Source organism: Actinoplanes sp. NPDC051861 (assembly GCF_040681145.1).
Classification (GTDB): Bacteria; Actinomycetota; Actinomycetes; order Mycobacteriales; family Micromonosporaceae; genus Actinoplanes.
The window spans coordinates 21,177-40,861 of record NZ_JBFAYE010000006.1; the positions used below are offsets into that span (position 1 = coordinate 21,177).

Below are 19,685 nucleotides of genomic sequence, written 5' to 3' on the forward strand. Positions count from 1 at the left end.
GCGAAGCGGGGTCATGCGGGTTGCGGTTCAGGAGTTGAGGACGACGAGCTCCCGGGTGGCGCGGGTCATCGCGACATAGCGGTCGACGGCACCCTCGATGCCGTCCCCGAACGTCTCCGGGTCGACGAGCACGACCAGGTCGAACTCGAGGCCCTTGACCAGTTCCGGCAACAGCGACCGGACGCGGTCCCGATCCTCGAACCACGGCGCGCCGACGACGCAGGCGGTGCCCTCGAACGGGGCCGCCAGGATCTCGTCGAGTTCGGACAGCGAGCCGTACCGGACCGGGATGCCGCTGCTGCGGATCGAGGTGGGCACGTTGGCGTCCGGCAGCGCGGCCCGGATGACCGGCTCGGCCTCGGTCATGACCTCCTCCGGCGTACGGTAGTTGATGCTGAGCGAGGCCATCTCCAGGTGCTCGACGCCGATCCGCTCCAGGCGCTCGCGCCACGACTCGGTGAAACCGTGCCGGGCCTGCGCGCGGTCGCCGACGATCGTGAAACTGCGGGACGGGCAGCGCAGCAGCAGCATCTGCCACTCCGCGTCGGTGAGCTCCTGCGCCTCGTCCACGACGATGTGCGCGAACGGCCCGGCCAGCCGGTCGGGGTCGGCCGCCGGCGCCTCGGAGTCGTCGACGAGGACCTCGCGCAGGTCCTTCTGGTACAGCATCTGCATCAGGCCCTCGCCGTCGTCGTACGCGTGCGACGCGATCAGGTCCTCGACGACGGTGTCCATCCGGTCCCGCTGGACGGCGAGTGCCGCCTCCTGCCGCCGGTTGCGGCGCGACGTCTCCGGGTCGCCGAGCCGTTGCCGTGCCGCGTCCAGCAGCGGCAGGTCGGCGACCGTCCACGCGCGGGCGTCCTCGCGCTGCAGAGCGCGGATCTCCTCGGCGCTCAGCCAGGGCGCGCACTTGCGGAGGTACGCGGGCACCGACCAGAGGTCCGCGACCAGATCGGCCGGCTCCAGCAGCGGCCACGCCCGGTGGAACGCGGTGGTCAGCTCCCGGTTGCGGGTCAGCGAACGGCGCAGCAGTGCCTCCGGCTCGTCGCCGTCGTACTTCTCGGCCAGGATCGTGAGCAGCTCCTCCCAGATCTGGTCGCGTGCCTCGTTGTGCGGTGCGCCCGGCCCGCCAGCCCGGAACGCCTCCGCCCAGTCGGCGCTGGTCAGCCGGATGTCCACGTCGTCGGTGGCCACGATCATCGGCTTGGCCGGCGGCTCCTCATAGAACCGGACCGCCGCCTCGATCGCCCCGACCATGTCCACCGACGACTTGAGCCGGGCCACCTCGGGGTCGGTTTCCGCCACGGCCGCCGCGCCCTCCGGGAGCAGGTCGCGCAGCGTGCAGGTCTGCACGTCGTCCTCGCCGAGGCTGGGCAGCACGTCCGCGACGTACGCGAGATACGGCTCGTGCGGCCCGACGAACAGCACGCCGCCCTGCCGGTGACCCAGGCGCGGATCGGAGTAGAGCAGGTACGCGGTGCGGTGCAGCGCCACCACCGTCTTGCCGGTGCCCGGGCCGCCGTCGACCACCAGGGCACCCCGCGAGCCGGCCCGGATGATCGCGTCCTGGTCGGCCTGGATGGTGCCGAGCACGTCACGCATCCGCGGCGACCGGGTGGTGCCGAGGCTCGCGATGAAGGCGGACTGGTCGTCGAGCGCGGCGTGCCCCTCCAGGCCCTCCGCGGTGAACACCTCGTCCCAGTAGTCGGTGATCCGGCCGCGGGCCCAGCGGTACCGCCGGCGGCTGATCAGTCCCATCGCGTCGGCGTGGGTGGCGCCGAAGAACGGCGCGGCGGCCGGCGAGCGCCAGTCGACGAGCAACCGCCGTCCCTCGCCGTCGGTCAGGCCGAGCCGCCCGATGTAGACCGGCTCGGCGTCGTCGCCCACCATCCGCCCGAGGCAGAGGTCGAGGCTGAACCGGCGCAGGGTACGCAGCCGCGACGTCATACGGCGTACTGCGTCGTCCCGGTCCACCGCTTGCCGTCCCCTGCCGGCCGGTGCCCGGCGTTCCACCTCGAGCCGCTCGGACAGCTCGGCGATCGAGTGTTCCAGGCTCTCCGAGACGGCCGCGAAGTGTTTCTCGTCGTCGGCGATCAGCGCCGGGTCGTCCTTCGCGGCGAGGTTGTCGGGCAGGTCGAACACGCGCAATTGGAACCCCCATATCGGCTTCGACCTGCGATTTTGGTGGATGACCCGGGTCTTGCGGCAAGCCCCCGTCTCTGCTATAGCTTGGAGATGGGAGGGGATGATCCGACGTAGTATCGGGATCATGCCGTTGACTGGTGAGTACGCACCCAGCACCGCGGGCTGGGCCCGCGACCAGGCCGAGAAGTACGAGGCGACCGATGGCGCCGAGGCCAACACCATTGTCGGAAAGCCCATCATCGTTCTGACGAGCGTCGGCGCGAAGACCGGCCTGTTGCGCAAGACCGCGCTGATGCGCGTCGAGCACGACGGGGAGTACGCGGTCGTCGGTTCGCTCGGCGGAGCGCCCAAGCACCCGGTCTGGGTCCACAACATCCGCAAGAGCCCACACGTCGAGCTGCAGGACGGCGCGGTCAAGAAGGACTACGAGGTGCGCGAGCTGGAGGGCGCCGAGCGCGAGACCTGGTGGGAGCGGTCCGTCGAGGCCTACCCGCCGTACGCGGACTATCAGAAGAAGACCTCCCGGCAGATCCCGGTCTTCCTGCTGACCCCTCGATAGTGGGAAATGGGGATGCCGAGCTGGTCTCCGCCTCGGATCATGGGCTGATGCGCGTACCGCACCAGCCCGTCGACCGGACCACGCCGACCCGCCCCGCGGGCACGGCGGGCTTCAGCCTGCCGCTCGCGGGGTCGATCGACGACGACGACCGTCTCGTCGACGTCGTCGACCTGCTCGCCCTGGACGCCTTCGTCACAGGGCGCGAGCCGTTCGGCCGCACGAAGTACCTGGAGAACCTGCGGGCCGAGGCGACGCTGACCACCGAGGGCGCGCGCCTGGTCCGCGAGGCCAAGGACGACGACGGGCACGGCTGGCTCAGTGTCGGCGACGGCTGGTCGCTGCACGTCACCCGCTGGAAGCAGAGCCGGCGTGCCCGGGTCGCGGTCACCGCCGTCTCCGCGGAACTCGCCGAGAAGGTGCTCGCCGAGGCCGTGGCGGACGCCTGCGACGAGCCGGCCCCGGTCGCCGAGAGCGTGCCGATCGGCTTCTGGCACCAGGGCCCGCACGGCCCGCGCCGCACCGAGCGGGAGATCGGCGCCACCCCGTGGGAGCAGATCCGCCCCAACTACGCCCAGCCGGTCGCCGACACCCTCGAACGGCTCATGGCCGTGGACAGCTCGGCGCTCACCGGCCGCCTCCTGCTGCTGCACGGCGAGCCCGGCACCGGCAAGACCACCGCGCTGCGGGCGCTCGCCCAGCAGTGGCGCGCCTGGTGCCAGGTGGACTGCGTGCTCGACCCGGAGCGCCTCTTCGCCGACCCGGCGTACCTGATGAACGTGGCTCTGGGCAGCGACGACGCTCAGCAGAAGTGGCGCCTGCTGATGCTGGAGGACTGCGACGAGCTGATCCGCGGCGAGGCCAAGGCGAGCGCGGGCCAGGCGCTGTCCCGGCTGCTCAACCTCACCGACGGCCTGCTCGGGCAGGGCCGCAACGCGCTCATCGCGATCACCACCAACGAGGACCTCTCGGCGCTGCACCCCGCGGTGGTCCGGCCGGGACGCTGCCTGGCCAGCATCGAGATCGGCCGGCTTCCGTACGCCGAGGCGGTCGCCTGGCTCGGCACCCCGACCGGCGTCAACCCGGACGGCGCAACCCTGGCCGAGCTCTACGCCCTCAAGACCGGCGCCACCCCGGTCACCGTCCCGAAGCAGGACATCCCGATCGGCGGCATGTACCTCTGAGACCCCCGAACACCGCCCGATATGTCCTGGCCTTTGGGAGCATGGAGCGGTGGCCGGGGATGACGAGCAGTGGGAGACGGGGGCGCGGAGCGGTCTTTACGCCTCGGTCACGGCGGCTGACGCGGCGGAGGCGCGGCGGGAGCGGCGGCGCCGGTGGATGGCTGTGGGGATTGTCGCGGGCGCGGCGGTGGTGGCCGGGGGCGGAGTCCTCGTCACTCGGAGGGTGAGCGAGTCGGGGGGAGGCGGGCTGCCGGAACCGGCGGCCATCGCGCCTCGGACGTTCGCCACCACAGCGGGGGAGACCGGCGGGGAGGCTTCGGTTGCGCGTACGCCGGAAGGGTTCAAGCCGGCGCAGCCGGTGGAGCGCAGCCCGGCGCCCGCGCCGCAGCCGAGTGATCAGCCGGACGCCGGCGGGGACGTGCGGCAGGAGGCTGCGGAGGACGGGGTCAGCGAGCGGACGGAGACCCTGGAGAACGGGACCATTCGCATCGTCACCGCCCCGCGGGATCTGACCGGGGAGCGGGAGTTGCTGCTCGCCGGGGATGAGGGTGAACAGGTGGCTGACGGGGTGCGGTGCACGAGCGACGTGCGGATGGGTATGGGGGTGCCGGCCAGCCGGCGGCCCACGTTGCTGCTCTGCTGGCGCACGTCCGCGGCACGGAGCGTGGTCACTGTGGCGATCGTGCCGAACGGGGAGCCACCGACGGCATCGAGCGTCGCCGTGATCGGCCGGGAGTGGGAACGGCTGGAATAGGCAGAGGGCCGCGGCAGGACCGGAGTCCCGCCGCGGCCGGAAGAACCGTCAGGCCTTGACGACGTTGCTGGTGGCGCCGAGCAGGCCGGTGGCGTCGGCGACGACCGCGCGGTACTGCTGGCCGGCGCGCAGGCCCGTGAATCGGGAGACGGGCTGGGCCTTGTAGGTGGCCACGGTTCGCCAGGTGCCGGAGCTGAGCTGCTGGACCTTGGTCGTCTGGCCGGCCGCGCCGGTGACCTTGACGGTCAGCTGGCTGCCGCTCGCGGTGACGGAGACGGCGGCGCGGACCTGGTAGGCGACCGGTGCGGACTCCACGGCCGGGTCGGCGATCTTGAGCTGGACCTGGAAGGCGGTCTTGGCGGTACGGGTGACCGCCACCGTGCCCGCGTCCGTGGTCGTGGTGTCCGTGCACGTCGCCGGGCCGGCGCCCTCGGTCACGCAGACCGAGACGGCCTGCTGAGCCCGCGCCTTGCCGTCCGCCGTCACCGTGAAGGTGGTGACCGTGCTGGTGCCGTGGACGACCTCGGAGGCGGACGCACTGGCCGTGATGACCGGCGTGACCTTGACCGGCGGCGCACTCGAAACAGGAGGCGCGGAAGGCGGGGACGTGGAAGGCGGGGCCGTAACAGGGGTCAAGGACTCCAGCGCCGCCACCGGATCAATGCGGCCGTTCCCGTAGTCGTTGTCGAAACCGGCCTTGCCCAGGTCGACCGCCGTCTTCTCCAGCGTCGCCTCGATCTCGTCCGGCGTCAGCCGCGGCGCGAACGACTTGAGCAGCGCGGCGACCGCCGCGACGTGCGGGCTGGCCATCGAGGTGCCGCTCATCGTCTTGTACGCGCTGTTCGGTGCCGTGCTGAGGATGTCGCTCCCGGGCGCTGCCACGTCGACGTAGCTGCCGGCGTTGGAGTAGCTGCCGTACCGGTCGTTGCTGTCGGTCGCGGCCACGCCGATGACGCCCTCGTCGGCACCCGGGTAGTTGGTCGGGTTGCCCTCCTGGCGGCTGTTGCCGGCGGCGGCGACGACCGTGACGCCCTTACTGCGCGCGTACTTGATCGCGTTGGTGACCGCGGCGACCTTGGCGTCCGAGCCCAGCGACATGTTGATTACCTGGGCACCGTGGTCGACCGCCCACGTGATGCCCTCGGCGGTGTCCGACATGTTGCCGCTGCCGTTGGCGCCGAGCGTCTTGATCGGGAGGATCTTGACGTCCGGCGCGATGCCCGAGATGCCCACGCCGTTGCCGGTGACGGCGGCGATGGTGCCCGCGACGTGCGTGCCGTGGCCGTTGCCGTCGGTGCTGACGCCGGCCTTGTTGGCGATCGCGTCGTACCCGCTGAGCACGTTCGCCTTGAGGTCAGCATGTGAAGCGTCGACGCCGGTGTCGATGACGGCCACCGTGACGCCCGCACCGGTCGACTTCGTCCAGGCCTCGTCGACCCGCAGCTTGGCGAGGTCCCACTGCTTGGCGCGCTGCGGGTCGGAGCCGGAGGGAACATCGAGGGCGTACGCCGTGGCGTCGAGCTCCACGCTGACCGCGTTCTTCGCCCGCTGCGCATCCTCGACCAGTGAGGTCGCGGACTGCCGGTCGGTGGCCTGCTCGACCTTGACGACCGGGCGGCCGTCCTCATCGATCGTCGTGGTGACGACGCGGGCCGGCTGCGCCTCGGAGACGGTGGCCGGGAGCATCTGCTCCGCGCTGGTGGTCAAACCGTAGGTGACGGGCTGCCAGCCCGCCGTGCCGGTCGGGAGGGCGAAGACGCCGACCCCGGCGAGCACACCCGCGGTGGCGGCACCGACGGCGAACCTACGGATCTGAGCCTTCACAACGTCCCCTCCCGTTTGGCGTACGGCAAACAGGTTCGGAAGGGGACGTTGTGATCTCGGGTGTCGCGTTGTTGCGGACCGGTTGTAGCGGTTCAGCCGGTGATGGTGGAGCTGGTGGCTCCCAGGATCGTGGTGGTGTCCGGCACGACCACCCGGTACCGCAGCCCGCTCGTCAGCCCGCTGACCTTGGTGGTCTCCGCGGCCGGGAACTCGCCGGCGCTCTCCCACCTGCCGAGGTAGTACTCCTGGACCTGCACGGTCTGGTCGGCGGCACCCGCGATGCGCACCGTCATGACGCCCCGGGCGGTACGGCTGACGGTCACCTTGGCGCGCACCTTCCATGTCGCGATCGGTGAGGTGGCGGCCTTCGTGGTCGCGGACTCGGCGACCTTCACGAAGGCCTGGTACGAGCCGGTGCCGGGCCGGTTCAGCACGACCGTCCCGGAGGCGGTGGTCGTGACGTCGGTGCAGGCGAACTCGGTGTCGCCCTTGATGCCCTTGATCCCCTTGGCCGCGAAGCCCTCCGCCACGCAGAGCGACGCGGGCTTGCGATCCCACGCTTTACCGCCGACCCGGACGGTGAAGGTGGTGGAGGTGGCGGCCCCGTAGGCGACCTCACGAGTGGTCACATTGGACGTGAGGAGGGGGTTGAGCTTGGGAGCGCCCGAGGAGGGAGAGGAAGAGGGAGAGGAGGAAGGGGACGGGCTCTTCGACGCGGGGGTCAGCGACGCCAGCGCCGCCACCGGGTCGATACGACCGTTGCCGTAGTCGTTGTCGAAGCCCTTGGCGCCCAGGTCGACCGCGGACTTCTCCAGCGCCGCCTCGATCTGGTCCGGGGTCAGCGTGGACACGGCGGACTTGAGCAGCGCGGCCACCGCGGCCACGTGCGGGGAGGCCATCGAGGTGCCGTTGAGCGACGCGTACGGCTTGCCGAGCGCGGACGGGTAGGTGCTCAGGATCGCGCTGCCGGGCGCGGCGACGTCGACATAGCTGCCGGCGTTCGAGTAACTGGCGTACCTGTCGGCGGAATCGGTCGCGGCCACGGCGATCACACCGGCGTCGGCGCCGGGATAGGAGATCGGGCTTCCGGACGTACGGCTGTTGCCCGCCGCCGCCACAACGGTGACGCCCTTGCTCCGGGCGTAGGCGACGGCATTGCTGACCGCGGTGACCTTGGTCGTCCCGCCCAGCGACATGTTGATGACCTGGGCTCCGTGGTCGGCGGCCCAGATGATGCCCTCCGCGGTGTCCGACATGTTGCCGCTGCCCTTGGCGTCCAGCACCTTGATCGGCAGGATCTTGACGTCCGGCGCGACGGCCGAGATGCCCACGCCGTTGCCGGTGACGGCGGCGATGGTGCCCGCGACGTGGGTTCCGTGGCCGTTGCCGTCGGTGCTGACACCGGCCCTGTTGGCGATCGCGTCGTACCCGCTGAGCACGTTCGCCTTGAGGTCGGCATGCGAAGCGTCGACGCCGGTGTCGATGACGGCCACCGTGACGCCCGCACCGGTCGACCTCTTCCAGGCCTCGGTGAGGTTCAGCTTCGCGAAATCCCACTGCTGACTGCGATAAGGATCAGAGCCAGAGGGTACGCCGAGCGCGTACACCGGTGCGTCGATCTCCACGCTGACCGCGTTCTCGGCCCTCTGCGCGTCCTTGACCAGTCTGGTCGCGGCCGTCTTGCCGGTCGCCTCCTTGACCGTCACGACCGGGCGGCCGTCCTTGTCGAGGGTGGTGCTGACGACGCGGGTGGGCCGGTCCTCGGAGACGGTGGTGGGGAGCAGCTGCTCGGGGGTCTCGGTGAGGCCGTAGGAGACGGGCTCCCAGGCCGGGGTCGCGGGCGGCAGCGCCACGACGACCACCGCCGCGGCGGCGAGCGCACCGCTGGCCGCGGCTCCGGCGGCGTACCGGCGTAGATGATGCCTCATCCTCGAGTCCCTCCCGTTGGGGTCGGGATCGAGGATCGGCGGGGCCGCGGTGGCGATGAACCTTCCTGGGTTGCAGGTTGGTAGCACCGCTGGTGGTGCCGTGGGCATAAAACCGCAAATTATTCGGATTAGGTCCGGTATGCACCGGACCTCTGGAAGCATGAGGGGCTGTGAACTCGACCGACCACGAGGGCGGTGACATGACGGAGGACTCCCGAAGCCGGCGCCGGCTTGTTCTGATCGGCGCGGGCGGTGCGGCCGGGCTGCTTGTGGGTGGCGTGCTGTTCGCCACGCAGATGCGAGATCCGCAGCAGGAGAGACTTCCGGAAGTCGTGGTCGCGGCGCCGCTGGACACCACCGCCGCGGCCGATCCGGAGCCGGCGTCCGACGCCGAGGAGCCGGCCGCCGGGACCACCGCGCCGGACAACGCCGCACCGAAGACCGCCGATACCGTCGACCGGACCACCGAGCCGCCGCAACCGAGAACGACGGAGCGGGTCCGGGACGAGATCGAGCAGGCGCGGGCCAGAGCGGCCGAGGAGGGTGTGACGCTCCAGCGGCCCCTGAAACAGGCGCGGGGCGCCCAGGTGGAGCACCGCACCGAGACGACCAAGAACGGCACGATCCGCGTGACGACCGCCCGGGACGACCTGACCGGCACGGCTCCGCTGACGATCGCCGCCGACGAGGGCACCAGGGTGGGCAGCGCTCACTGCACCGACCGGGTTCGCTTCAGCCAGGACGCACCGGCGGTGAAGCGGCCGACGTTGCTGCTCTGCTGGCGCACGTCCGCGGATCGGAGCGTGGTCACCATGGCCGTGACTCCGAAAGGCAAACCGAAGGCCGCGACCAGCGTCGAGATAATTGACCAAGAATGGGCGAAACTCGGCTGAGTTCCACCGGAAAACAAATGGCGGTCGGCGGTTTAGCCGGTCGCCATTTCGGTGAATCCGGAAATGGGCCGACACCAGCATCTCCCCTGGCCGCAGCGCTCCCAGGCGTGCAGCCTCGCGCGTGATCAGTCTACGTCGCGACTTCCGGCCGGGTTGGGAATCCGCGAAAAACCGGGTCCGGACAAATGTCGGATCGAACCACCCGATTGCAGATCCACTCAAATTCGTCAGTCTTGGCAATTCACCGTAAATGCCACGTTACGCTCACCGCGAGACGGCCCGCGATGCGCATTCGAGCGCCCGGGCCACACATCCAAGCAACGCGGTCCGAAGGGACCCGTAGGAGGACCTCGCATGCGTAACTCCCTGCAACGAAGGCGAACGCGGCTGCTAGGGGCCGGGCTTGTCACCGGAGCCGTCGTCGTCGCCATCACGGGCACCCAACTGCCCGCCCTGGCCGCCCCACTCGCCAACATGACGGGTGGTGGCCCGACCGGATCGACCGTCTACGCGGCCGGTATGACCGCGAACGCCAACGCGACCATCGGCGCCATCTTCACGACCGCGACGAGCTGCCCGAGCACCTACAACACCACGGCGCCCAACGTCGCGGCCGGCAGCCCCACCAAGCTGAGCAGCACGTCGGGCTCGTTCACCGTGCCGACCACGCTCACGCTCAACACCGGCGGCCTGCCGAAGACCTACTACGTCTGTGTCTACAACGGCACGACGGTGGGTACGAGCTCGGTCATCGGTGACGCCACGCCGTTCGCGCTGACTCCGGCGGCGACCCTTACGCCGACCAGCGGCGCCAGCGGTGGCGGCAACACCGTCACGATCAACGCACCGGCCACCAGCACCACGCTGTTCTCGACCACCGCGCCGTACGTCGCGTTCGCGTCGAGCACCACCGGGTGTGGGCAGGTCGCCAACGACTCGGCGCCGGCGAACATCGCGGCGACCAGCACGACGAAGGTGTCGGCCACCCAGCTGACCGCCGTCGTGCCGCCCGGCGTGGGCGGACCGAACAACACGTCGTTCGCCGTCTGCGCCTACACCGAGTCCGGCGGCTCCGGCACGCTCCTGGCAGTCGGCTCGTACTCGGTGACCCTGCCGGCCGTGACGCAGAGCAGCACGGTCGGACCGGAGCTGGCCAGCGTTACGCTCACCGCCACCTCCGCCTTCCTCACCGGCATCACGCCGGCGGCCGAGGTCGTCGCTCCGGCCACCACCACGACCACGACGGCTTGCCCGGCGCTGTACACCACGCCGACCTCCGACATCGTCTCGGCCACCGTCCGCAAGATCTCCAACTACAAGGCGGCTGTCACCATGCCGTCGGACGTGGACGAGGGCGAAGGCCCGTGGAGCATCTGCCTCTACACCGAGGCGACGAACGCAGTCGGCAAGCTGCTGGCAGCGGGTCAGTATGCCGCGGCCGCGGTACCCACGCTGGCCACCGTCTCGCCGTCATCCGGTACGCCGCTCGGCGGAAGCCAGATCACGATCAAGGGCGCCAACCTGCCGACAACGGCCGGCTCCATCACCGCGAACCTGGGCGGCACCCCGCTGGTCGTGACACCGGTCAACGAGACCACCTTCACCGCGGTGACCCCGCAGAACAGCCTTGGCAGCAAGGCGCTGACCATTTCCACGGCGACCGGTACAGCGACGCTGCCCGGCGCGTTCACCTACGTGAACAGCCTCGCGGTAGCGCCGAACACCGCGCCCAACACGGCGACGGCACAGGACATCGACGTGCAGGGTACGGGCTTCCTCGAGTACACCTTCGCGAACACCGCCAACGTGTCGGCGCACGTCTACCTCGTGGCCGGGCGCTGGGTTGGCACCGAGCACGCCACCATCTCGGAGAGCCGGGCCAACGTCAACGCGGTCGCGGACTGTCTCAACGTTCTGGTGATCAGTGACAACGAGCTGGTGTGTGCTCTCGACCTGGCACACGCGCTGGGCGCCGACGGCGCCCCCACCGACAACGACGACGGCTCGCGCAGCGCCACCGGCACCCCGACAACCGTCGTGGGTACCACCATCTCGGCAACCGATGCCAACTTCACCAGGGCTGACATCGGCAAGCCGGTGACGGCGACCGGCGGTACCGGCACCGTTGCGGCAAATGCGGTGATCGTCCAGGTCATCGACGAGACGACCGCGATCATGTCCGCGGCCGGCACCGCCGGTAACCCGACATCCTTCACGATCGGCAGCACCCGCAACGTTACGGCCAACGCCGACGACGACGCGACCTCGCTGACCGCCGCGCCGGGCACCTTCACCACGGCCGACGTCGGCAAGTACGTCAGCGGCACCGGCGTCGAGGCCGACAGCTTCATCACCGGTGTCAACGAATCCGGTAGCACCGCCACCCTCTCGCTCGCCACCACGGCTGCCATCAACGCCGGCACCATCGCGGTCAAGACGAGCAACGCGGTTCCCAGCGGCGCGTACAACGTGACCGTGGTCAGCGACGCCGACCCGGACAACGCCAGCGTCGCCAGCGTCACCTCCAGCGGTTCCACCTTCACGGTGGCCCCGTTCTGATGTGACGGTGTGACACCAGCACGACCTGAGTAGCGCAAGCGAGGCGGCCCGGAGCATCAAGCTCCGGGCCGCTTCACGTGTCCACTAACAAATCAGCCCATCGCCTTCCAGCGCTTCTCCAGCGCCTTCACGCTCTTCTCCTTCGACGGCTTGCCGTCCAGGTCAACGAGAACCGTGTACACGCTCTTCGAGGTGCTCGTCCGCCAGCAGATCAGCAGGTTCGGCTTTTTCGCCGCCTTCTCCTCGTTGGCCAGCTTGAACGTCTGGGAGCAGGTCGCGGATCCGTACGGCTTCCCGAGATCCGCCACCCAGGCGAGTTCCCGCTGCCCGGTCAGGTCGGACTCGGCGGACATCACCTTGAGCTGCTCGCCGTGTTTCTGCAGAGTGCCGGACTCCTTCACCTCGACGTCCGCGTCACGCACCCCGATCTCCCCGGGGAGCGGCCGCTTCACCGGTACACCGCGCTCCTCGCCCACCTTGCGCGCCGCCGCGGCCCGCTCCTTGGCGGTCTGCGCCTGCGCCTGCGGCTGAACCGGCCCGTGGACAGCGCCGGACTTGCGCTCCTGAGGCTCCTGAGGCTCCTGATCCGGCCCCGCCCCGGCGGTGATTGTCGGCGACTCGTCCGGCCGTTGGTGGTCGACGATCAGGAAGACGCCGGCCCCGAGAACCACGGCCACTCCGGTGGCCCCGATGGCGGCCTGCGTGCGACGGCGGCTGAGGCCGGCTTTCGAGGGGGTTCGTCGGTCACGTTTACGCATGCTCTCGCCCTTCGCGGTTCGCCCGTTCTGGCCGCCCCGCTGTGGGGGCGAACCCCGGACGACCATCGTTTCAGACCTAAAGGCGAATATTCTGGCGAATTGACCAGCTCCATCGCCGCCTTGACAGCGCCAGCGGGGCGAGCTAGGTTCATCTCATATCGAGTAAGACTCAACTTGAGAAACACTCACAGCGAGGCAGACTCCATGGACGAAGCGACTTACCTCAAGAGCTACGACCCCACGGCCTACCCCTCGATCGCCGTGACCGTCGACGTCGTCGCGCTCACCATTCGCGACTCCAAGCTCTGCGTCCTGCTCGTCGAGCGCGGCGCTCCGCCCTACGCCGGCCACCGCGCCCTCCCCGGCGGCTTCGTCAAGGCCGAGACGCTCGACGAGGCGGCCAAGCGGGAGCTCGCCGAGGAGACCGGTCTGAACCCCGGGCACGGCGTCCTCGACCGGGTCCACCTCGAGCAGCTCAAGTCGTACGGCGACCCCACCCGCGACCCCCGGATGCGCGTCATCTCGGTGGCGTACCTGGCCTTCGCCCCCGAGCTGCCGGAGCCGACGGCGGGCAGCGACGCCGCGGGTGCCTACTGGGTGCCGGTCGACGAGGCCAAGGACCTGGCGTTCGACCACGACGAGATCGTCGCCGACGGGCTGGAGCGCGCCCGCTCCAAACTCGAATACACGCCACTGGCCACCGCCTTCACGAACCCCGAGTTCACGATCAGCGAGCTGCGCCAGGTTTATGCGGCGGTCTGGGGCGAGGAGCTGCACGCCGGCAACTTCCACCGCAAGGTGCTGTCGGTGCCGGGCTTCGTGGAGGGCACCGGTGGGACGACGGCGCGCGGCGGTGAGCGAGGCGGGCCGAGGGCGAAGCTCTACCGTGCCGGCGACGCGACGTCGCTGCATCCGGCACTGCTGCGGCCCACACGGGAGGACCGGGTGCGATGACGAAGCAGGAGGAGCAGCCGAGGCCCAAGCACTACCGCGGACGGCATCGCAGGAAGCGCCGGTTCACGAAATGATCACCTTCGACGAGGCGGTTCCGCGGATCATGGCGGCGACCACGTTCAGCGAGCTGATGGACGAAAATCGCCCGCTTTCCGCGTACCGAAAATGGGTGAAGATCGTCCACCCGGACACCGTGGGTGCGCCGCGGCGCGCAACCGCGACGCAGGCCTGCGCGAAGCTCTCGGAGCTCTACCACGGGCGTGATCGGACATGGATCACCGGTGACATCGCGGATTTCTTCGAGAGCGACGGCGACGTGCTGCTCAAGGTGCCGCGCGACCCGGCGGACAACGATCTGATGGCCACCGAAGCGGACGCCCTGCGAAAACTACGACAAAGCGGCGATCTGCGATTTCAGGCCTATGCGCCGCGGCTGATCGACACGTTCCTCCACGAGGACGGGCAGAGGCGGCGCCGCCACGTCAATGTGATCAAGCGCCAGAAAGACATGACAAGTCTCGACAAAATCACCCAGGTCAGCGTCGAGGACGGCATCTGGATCTGGCGCCGGCTCCTGGTGGCACTCGGCTGGGCGCATCGGACCGGCGTGATCCACGGGGCGGTCCTGGAGCCCCACATCCTGATCAACCAGCGCGATCGCGGCCTCGTGCTCGTCGACTGGTGCTATGCGGGACATCGACCGAAGGCGATAGTGGGGGCAAGGGAGTCCGCCTACCCGCCGGAGGTGCTGACGGAAAAGATCGCGAGCCCGGCCACGGACATCTACATGTCCGCCGGCGTCATGACCCGCGTCCTCGGCGAACGAATGCCGCAAAGGCTGCGCAACTTCGCGGCCGGCTGCAGCTTCGACCGAGAGAACATGCGGCCCCGGGACGCCTGGGAGCTCCTGGCCGAGTTCGACGCAATCATCCCCCAGCGGTACCGGAACTGAGGAGGAAGACATGGGAAGCGGACGATGGTCCACTGACGTCTGGACCGCGGCGGCCGACTACCGAGCCGCCTCCGGGCAGAGTGCCTTCGCGTACAGCGACAGCGGCGCCCGTACGGTGCACCCGGACCTGGACCCGCACGGGGTGTTCATGCGGGAGAGCCGGGACAGCGAGGAGCACCCGTTCAGCACGCCGATCACCGTCCTGTTCGACGTGACCGGCTCGATGGGACACGTTCCCCGCGTGCTGCAGACGAAGCTTCCGCAGCTGCTGGGCCTGCTCACCCGCAAGAGCTACGCGATCGACCCGCAGATCATGTTCGGCGCGATCGGCGACGCGACCTGCGACCGGGCGCCGCTGCAGATCGGCCAGTTCGAGTCCGACAACCGGATGGACGACGACCTCGCCAAGATCCTGCTGGAGGGTGGCGGCGGCGGGCAGAAGCGGGAGTCCTATGAACTCGCGCTCTACTTCATGGCCCGGCACACGGTCCTGGACTCGATGATCAATCGCGGTCGTCGCGGGTATCTGTTCATCATCGGCGACGAGATGCCGTATCCGCAGGTCAAGCCGCGTGAGGTCAAGGCCGTGATCGGCGACGAGCTGCAGAAGCCGATTCCGATTGAGGACATCATCACGGAGCTGCGGCGCAAGTACGACATTTACTACATCCTCCCGACGGCCGCGGGCTGGGGCGGCGACCGGGAGATCCTGGGCCGCTGGCGGGAACTGCTCGGCCAGAACGTCCTCGAACTCGACGACCTGGACGCGGTCTGCGAGACCATCGCGCTCACCGTCGGCCTCGGCGAGGACGCCATCGACCTGGACGAGGGCATGTCCGACCTGGTCGACCTCGGCTCCGAGGCCGGCGACTCGGTCGGCCGGGCGCTCGCCTCCCTGCCGCGCACGCCGGTGGTCCGCGACGCGCCGTTCCAGATCAGCGCCGGCCCGGGTGGAAACCGGCGACTGTGAACGATCATGTCGCGGTGGTCGATCTCGGCTACGGGGACGCGGGCAAGGGCAGGGTGGTCGACGCCCTGTGCGAAAGCGGTCAGGTCACCGCCGTACTGCGCTTCAACGGAGGGGCGCAGGCGGCGCACAACGTGATCACCGAGGACGGCCGGCACCACACGTTCGCCCAGTTCGGCTCGGGCACGCTGCGCGGCGTGCCCACCCATCTGACCCGCTTCATGGTGGTCGATCCGCTCGCGCTGGCCGCCGAGGCGCGGGCGCTGGGCAACCCGTTCTCCCTGCTCACGGTGGATGGGGACGCCCTGCTCGCCACTCCGTGGCATCGCGCCGCGAACCAGCGCCGGGAGCTTGCGCGAGGCGATCAGCGGCACGGTTCGTGCGGGATGGGCGTGGGCGAGACCATGGCGTACGCGCTGAGCCACCCCGACGCCCCCAGGATCGCCGACACGCTGTCCCCTCGTCGTCTCCGCGCCCGGCTCTCGGCCGTACGCGACGAACTGGGTGATTGCGGAGTTCTCCTTCAGGACGCCGTCGACGCCTACACCGCCTTCGCCGCCACCGTCCGCATCGTCGGCTCCGAGCACACCGACCGCCTCCTGGCGCAGGGCCCGTGCGTCTTCGAGGGCGCGCAGGGTGTCCTGCTCGACGAGTGGCGCGGCTGGCACCCGTACACCACCTGGTCCACCACGACGTTCGACAACGTGACCGCGCTCTGCCCGTCGTTCCGGCGGCTCGGTGTCGTGCGCACGTACACCACCCGGCACGGCGCCGGCCCGTTCGTCACCGAGGCGCCGGAGCTGGAGCCGGACCTGCCCGAGGCGCACAACGGCCGGGACGAGTGGCAGGGCGCGTTCCGGATCGGCCACTTCGACGCGGTCGCCCACCGGTACGCGATCGAGGTGGCCGGCGGCGTGGACGCGCTGGCGATCACCCACCTGGACGCGCCGGAGCGCTGCCCGGGTCTGCGCATCTGTCCGTCCTATCGGATCGACGGCCGCACCTGGAATCGGATCGTGCCCGGCCCGGTTCGCGATCTCGCCTACCAGGAACAGATTTCCGATAAGTTGCGGCGAGCGTGCCCGGACGCGCTTTACCGTCCGGATGACTGGGCCGCCGAGATCGCCGAAATACTGGGTTCACCAGTGTTTCTGGAGTCTCACGGACCACGCTCCGGCGACAATTTCGCAGCGCAACTAGCAGGGAAGACTCCCCTAACAAATGGTTAGGCTGGCCTAAGTAAATCTTTACGGCAACATCAATAAGATAAGTGGAAACAGATTCCTTCGCGGGTTATGGTCACGGAGAGGCCATTGACCATCAGGGGAGCTGGTAACCATGACGCAGATGATGAACATGCCGCGGGTGCAGACCTGTACGGTCGCCGAATGCGGCTACAACCACGACGGCTGTACGGCTTTCGCGATCACCATCGGAAGCTTGAGCAGCGCGGAGTGTGACACCTTCATCGGCACCGGCGACAAGGGCGGCATGGGCGTTGCCACCGCTCAGGTGGGCGCCTGCAAGCGTGCCGACTGCAAGTACAACGAGAACCTGGAGTGCCGTGCCCCGGCGATCACCGTGGGCGCCTCCGCCGACCGGGCCGACTGCTTGACGTACGAGCACAGCTGACCCGGCGCGACCTCAGGCCGCCGTCCCCGAACCGGGGGACGGCGGCCTCGCTCTATCAGGGCATACGCCCCGCGTCCTACGTTGAATACGCTTCCGGGCGTATTGCCCCTCCGTCGAGCCGGATCGATGCTGAAGTGGTCCGGCTCGAAGGGGGAAAGTCCGGTGCGTACGACATATCGCGTCATTGCGATGCTTATTCCGATCGGCGTGGCCGTGCAGGTGATCGTGATCGCCGGCGCGTGGTTCCTGGTCCTCAACGACCTCGACTCCGGAACCGTCCTCGACAACAACACCGTCGGCAACTGGGCGCACGCCGCGCACGCCCAGATCGGCGCCATCGTCATCCCGCTGCTCGCCCTGGCGCTGCTGATCGTCTCGTTCTTCGCCAAGGTCCCGGGCGGCGTCAAGTGGGCCGCGATCACGTTCGGCGTGGTGATCCTGCAGGTCTTCCTGGCCTTCGTCGGCTTCGCGGCACCTCTCGTCGGCCTGCTGCACGGTGCCAACGCACTCGCCGTCGCGGCCGTTGCCGAGGTCGCCGCCGGCAAGGCCAAGAAGGCATCCGTGACGGCGCCGGCCCAGCCGGCCGTCGTTTCCTGAGCGGGTGCGCACGGGGGTAAGGGCCGCCATCGCCTCGGTGGCGGCCCTCGCCGTGCTCGGGCCGATCGGCTGGTTCTGGTACGACAGCCTGGTGCCCGGCACGTACGACATGGCCGCCATGGGCTACGCGGACTTCGGCGGCGGCCCGGCGGTCGACCACCGCCACACTGGTGGGCTCAGCGTCGCCGACCTGCGCGGGCCGTCCGGCCCGGCGGACGTGCGCGTCACGCTGACCGCCCGGCGCGACGGCTCCCGCTACACCCTCAACGGCTCCTCACCCGGCCCGGAGATCCGCGCCGAACAGGGTCAGTTGATCGAGGTGACGCTGGTCAACGAGTCGGTGCCGGACGGTGTGACCCTGCACTGGCACGGACTCGACGTGCCCAACGGCGAGGACGGCGTCGCCGGGCTCACCCAGGACGCCGTCGCGACCGGCGGCACCCACGTCTACCGGTTCGTGGCCTCCGACGCCGGCACCTACTGGTATCACTCCCACCAGGTCTCGCACGAGCAGGTGCGGGGCGGTCTCTTCGGCGCGCTCGTGATCTCCGGGGCGGGCGATCCGGTGGTCGCCGTGCACACCTACGACGGTCGCCGCACGATCAACGGCAAGCCGGGGATCACCCCTCTCGACGCCGCGCCGGGCAGCACCGTCCGCGCCCGGGTGATCAACACGGACGCCGGCCCGATCCGGGTCTGGGTGAGCGGGCCGGCCTACCGGGTGGTCGCGGTGGACGGCCGGGACCTGCACGATCCGGCACCGGTCACGGGCAAGGCGGTGCTGGTCACGGCGGGTGGGCGGGTCGATCTGGAATTCCCGGCGCCGGGCCGCGTCGAGGTCGGGGGCAATGCCGCCATCGGGTCGGGCGAGACCTCCGCGGAGCCGCGCGAGCTTCTCGATCTTTTAGCGTACGGGAAAAGCACTCCCCTGACCTTCGACCCGGCCCGCGCCACCCGCGTGTTCGACTACCGCATCGGGCGCCGGATCGGCTTCCTGGACGGCGTGCCCGGCCTCTGGTGGACCGTCAACGGCAAGCTCTTCCCCGACGTGCCGATGTTCATGGTCCGCACCGGTGACGTGGTGCGCATGACGGTCAGCAACTCCAGCGGCGAGGTCCACCCGATGCACCTGCACGGCCACCACGCGGTCGTCCTCAGCCGCAACGGCCAACCCTCGACCGGCAGCCCCTGGTGGATCGACTCCCTCGACGTCGCCGACGGGGACAGCTACGAGATCGCCTTCGTCGCCGACAACCCGGGCATCTGGGCCGACCACTGCCACAACCTCGAACACGTCCCCGAGGGCCTGGTCGCCCACCTCGCCTACGAGGGCGTCAGCACGCCTTACCGCGTGGGCGGGGACGCCGCCAACGTCCCCGAGTGAGCATCACCAGTGCGCGGCGTCCACCACGGTGTAGTCACCGTCGCGAAGCGAGAAGTAGCCGGCCGGCCCCATGCACTCCCGCAACACCGGCTGATCACCCGTCGGCAGTCCGGTGAAGCCGACCCGATCGCGCCGGCCCAGGTCGGTGACGCTGAAGCCGACGACGCTCCCGATCGCCGACCGGCCGTCCGGCGCCGCGTCGACGATCTCTCCGGTGACAGTGGCGGTGTTCCCGCCGGTCATCAGGCAGGTCACCCTGATCGAGTACCAGATGACGCCCGGCCGCTCACCGGTGAAGACGTGGGTGAGCCGGGCGGTGCCCCAGGAGTCACCGGCGGCCGGGAACGGGCTGCCGGTCGGGTTGCGATAGCGCGCGTGCGCGTCGACGGCGAATCGAACGTCGTCGTCCGGCGACGGCGGGAACAGCACGCGGGCGGACCCGCGAAGGGAGGCGATCTCCCCGCCCCGCGCCGCACTGGCCGGGACGGCGGCGACACCGATCAACGCGATGGTGGCCAGCACGGCTCCGGTTCGTCGAAGGTAGGCCATGACAGTTCCCCGTTCTCGAAGGACAGTGATTGCCTTCGATTCTCTGGAC

At 69.7% G+C, this 19,685-nt stretch carries 17 protein-coding genes; 12 read left to right on the forward strand and 5 right to left on the reverse strand.

The window, feature by feature from the left end:
* Positions 1–27 precede the first annotated feature (27 nt).
* A complete protein-coding gene (gene helR, locus AB0M02_RS18795) occupies positions 28–2,148 on the reverse strand; it encodes an RNA polymerase recycling motor ATPase HelR (protein WP_364228328.1) in 2,121 nt (706 codons plus the stop codon).
* Between the two features lie 121 nt (positions 2,149–2,269).
* On the opposite strand from helR, the gene AB0M02_RS18800 reads away from it, so the two are divergent.
* The 3 genes from AB0M02_RS18800 to AB0M02_RS18810 are packed head-to-tail and all read left to right on the forward strand — an operon-like array spanning position 2,270 to position 4,639.
* Entirely contained in the window at positions 2,270–2,704 is a 435-nt protein-coding gene (locus AB0M02_RS18800; RefSeq protein WP_364228330.1) for a nitroreductase family deazaflavin-dependent oxidoreductase, read from the forward strand.
* A gap of 47 nt (positions 2,705–2,751) precedes the next feature.
* Positions 2,752–3,885, forward strand: coding sequence for a DUF5925 domain-containing protein (locus AB0M02_RS18805; protein WP_364228331.1), 1,134 nt, complete (start codon positions 2,752–2,754; stop codon positions 3,883–3,885).
* Positions 3,886–3,934: 49 nt separating this feature from the next.
* Positions 3,935–4,639, forward strand: a complete 705-nt coding sequence (locus AB0M02_RS18810) for a hypothetical protein (RefSeq protein ID WP_364228333.1) — start codon at positions 3,935–3,937, stop codon at positions 4,637–4,639.
* 48 nt (positions 4,640–4,687) lie between these two features.
* On the opposite strand, the gene AB0M02_RS18815 is transcribed toward AB0M02_RS18810, so the two are convergent.
* Both AB0M02_RS18815 and AB0M02_RS18820 read right to left on the reverse strand, forming a co-directional pair.
* Positions 4,688–6,463 (reverse strand): S8 family peptidase, encoded by a 1,776-nt coding sequence (locus tag AB0M02_RS18815; protein ID WP_364228335.1) that lies wholly within the window; start codon positions 6,461–6,463, stop codon positions 4,688–4,690.
* Positions 6,464–6,555: 92 nt separating this feature from the next.
* A complete protein-coding gene (locus AB0M02_RS18820) occupies positions 6,556–8,391 on the reverse strand; it encodes a S8 family peptidase (RefSeq protein WP_364228337.1) in 1,836 nt (611 codons plus the stop codon).
* 170 nt (positions 8,392–8,561) lie between these two features.
* On the opposite strand from AB0M02_RS18820, the gene AB0M02_RS18825 reads away from it, so the two are divergent.
* Positions 8,562–9,284, forward strand: coding sequence for a hypothetical protein (locus AB0M02_RS18825; RefSeq protein ID WP_364228339.1), 723 nt, complete (start codon positions 8,562–8,564; stop codon positions 9,282–9,284).
* 354 nt (positions 9,285–9,638) lie between these two features.
* Positions 9,639–11,843, forward strand: a complete 2,205-nt coding sequence (locus AB0M02_RS18830) for an IPT/TIG domain-containing protein (protein WP_364228341.1) — start codon at positions 9,639–9,641, stop codon at positions 11,841–11,843.
* A gap of 92 nt (positions 11,844–11,935) precedes the next feature.
* Here AB0M02_RS18830 and AB0M02_RS18835 read toward each other — a convergent pair whose 3' ends face one another.
* Positions 11,936–12,601 (reverse strand): hypothetical protein, encoded by a 666-nt coding sequence (locus AB0M02_RS18835; RefSeq protein WP_364228343.1) that lies wholly within the window; start codon positions 12,599–12,601, stop codon positions 11,936–11,938.
* Positions 12,602–12,805: 204 nt separating this feature from the next.
* Here AB0M02_RS18835 and AB0M02_RS18840 point away from each other — a divergent pair, with 204 nt between their 5' ends.
* From AB0M02_RS18840 to AB0M02_RS18870, 7 genes are all read left to right on the forward strand, one after another.
* A complete protein-coding gene (locus tag AB0M02_RS18840) occupies positions 12,806–13,555 on the forward strand; it encodes an NUDIX hydrolase (RefSeq protein ID WP_364228345.1) in 750 nt (249 codons plus the stop codon).
* 70 nt (positions 13,556–13,625) lie between these two features.
* A complete protein-coding gene (locus AB0M02_RS18845) occupies positions 13,626–14,507 on the forward strand; it encodes a serine/threonine protein kinase (protein WP_364228346.1) in 882 nt (293 codons plus the stop codon).
* Positions 14,508–14,517: 10 nt separating this feature from the next.
* Complete coding sequence (locus AB0M02_RS18850) at positions 14,518–15,477, forward strand: hypothetical protein (protein WP_364228348.1); 960 nt, start codon at positions 14,518–14,520, stop codon at positions 15,475–15,477.
* Positions 15,474–16,703, forward strand: coding sequence for an adenylosuccinate synthetase (locus tag AB0M02_RS18855; RefSeq protein WP_364228350.1), 1,230 nt, complete (start codon positions 15,474–15,476; stop codon positions 16,701–16,703). Before AB0M02_RS18850 ends, AB0M02_RS18855 begins: the two co-directional genes overlap by 4 nt.
* Before the next feature lie 109 nt (positions 16,704–16,812).
* A complete protein-coding gene (locus tag AB0M02_RS18860) occupies positions 16,813–17,106 on the forward strand; it encodes a DUF1540 domain-containing protein (protein ID WP_364228351.1) in 294 nt (97 codons plus the stop codon).
* A 189-nt stretch (positions 17,107–17,295) separates the two neighbouring features.
* On the forward strand, positions 17,296–17,703 hold the full coding sequence (locus tag AB0M02_RS18865) for a hypothetical protein (RefSeq protein ID WP_364228352.1): 408 nt from the start codon (positions 17,296–17,298) through the stop codon (positions 17,701–17,703).
* A gap of 4 nt (positions 17,704–17,707) precedes the next feature.
* Complete coding sequence (locus AB0M02_RS18870; RefSeq protein WP_364228353.1) at positions 17,708–19,087, forward strand: multicopper oxidase family protein; 1,380 nt, start codon at positions 17,708–17,710, stop codon at positions 19,085–19,087.
* Positions 19,088–19,090: 3 nt separating this feature from the next.
* Here the strand turns inward: AB0M02_RS18870 and AB0M02_RS18875 are convergent, their stop codons facing one another.
* On the reverse strand, positions 19,091–19,636 hold the full coding sequence (locus AB0M02_RS18875) for a hypothetical protein (protein ID WP_364228354.1): 546 nt from the start codon (positions 19,634–19,636) through the stop codon (positions 19,091–19,093).
* Between the last annotated feature and the right edge of the window lie 49 nt (positions 19,637–19,685).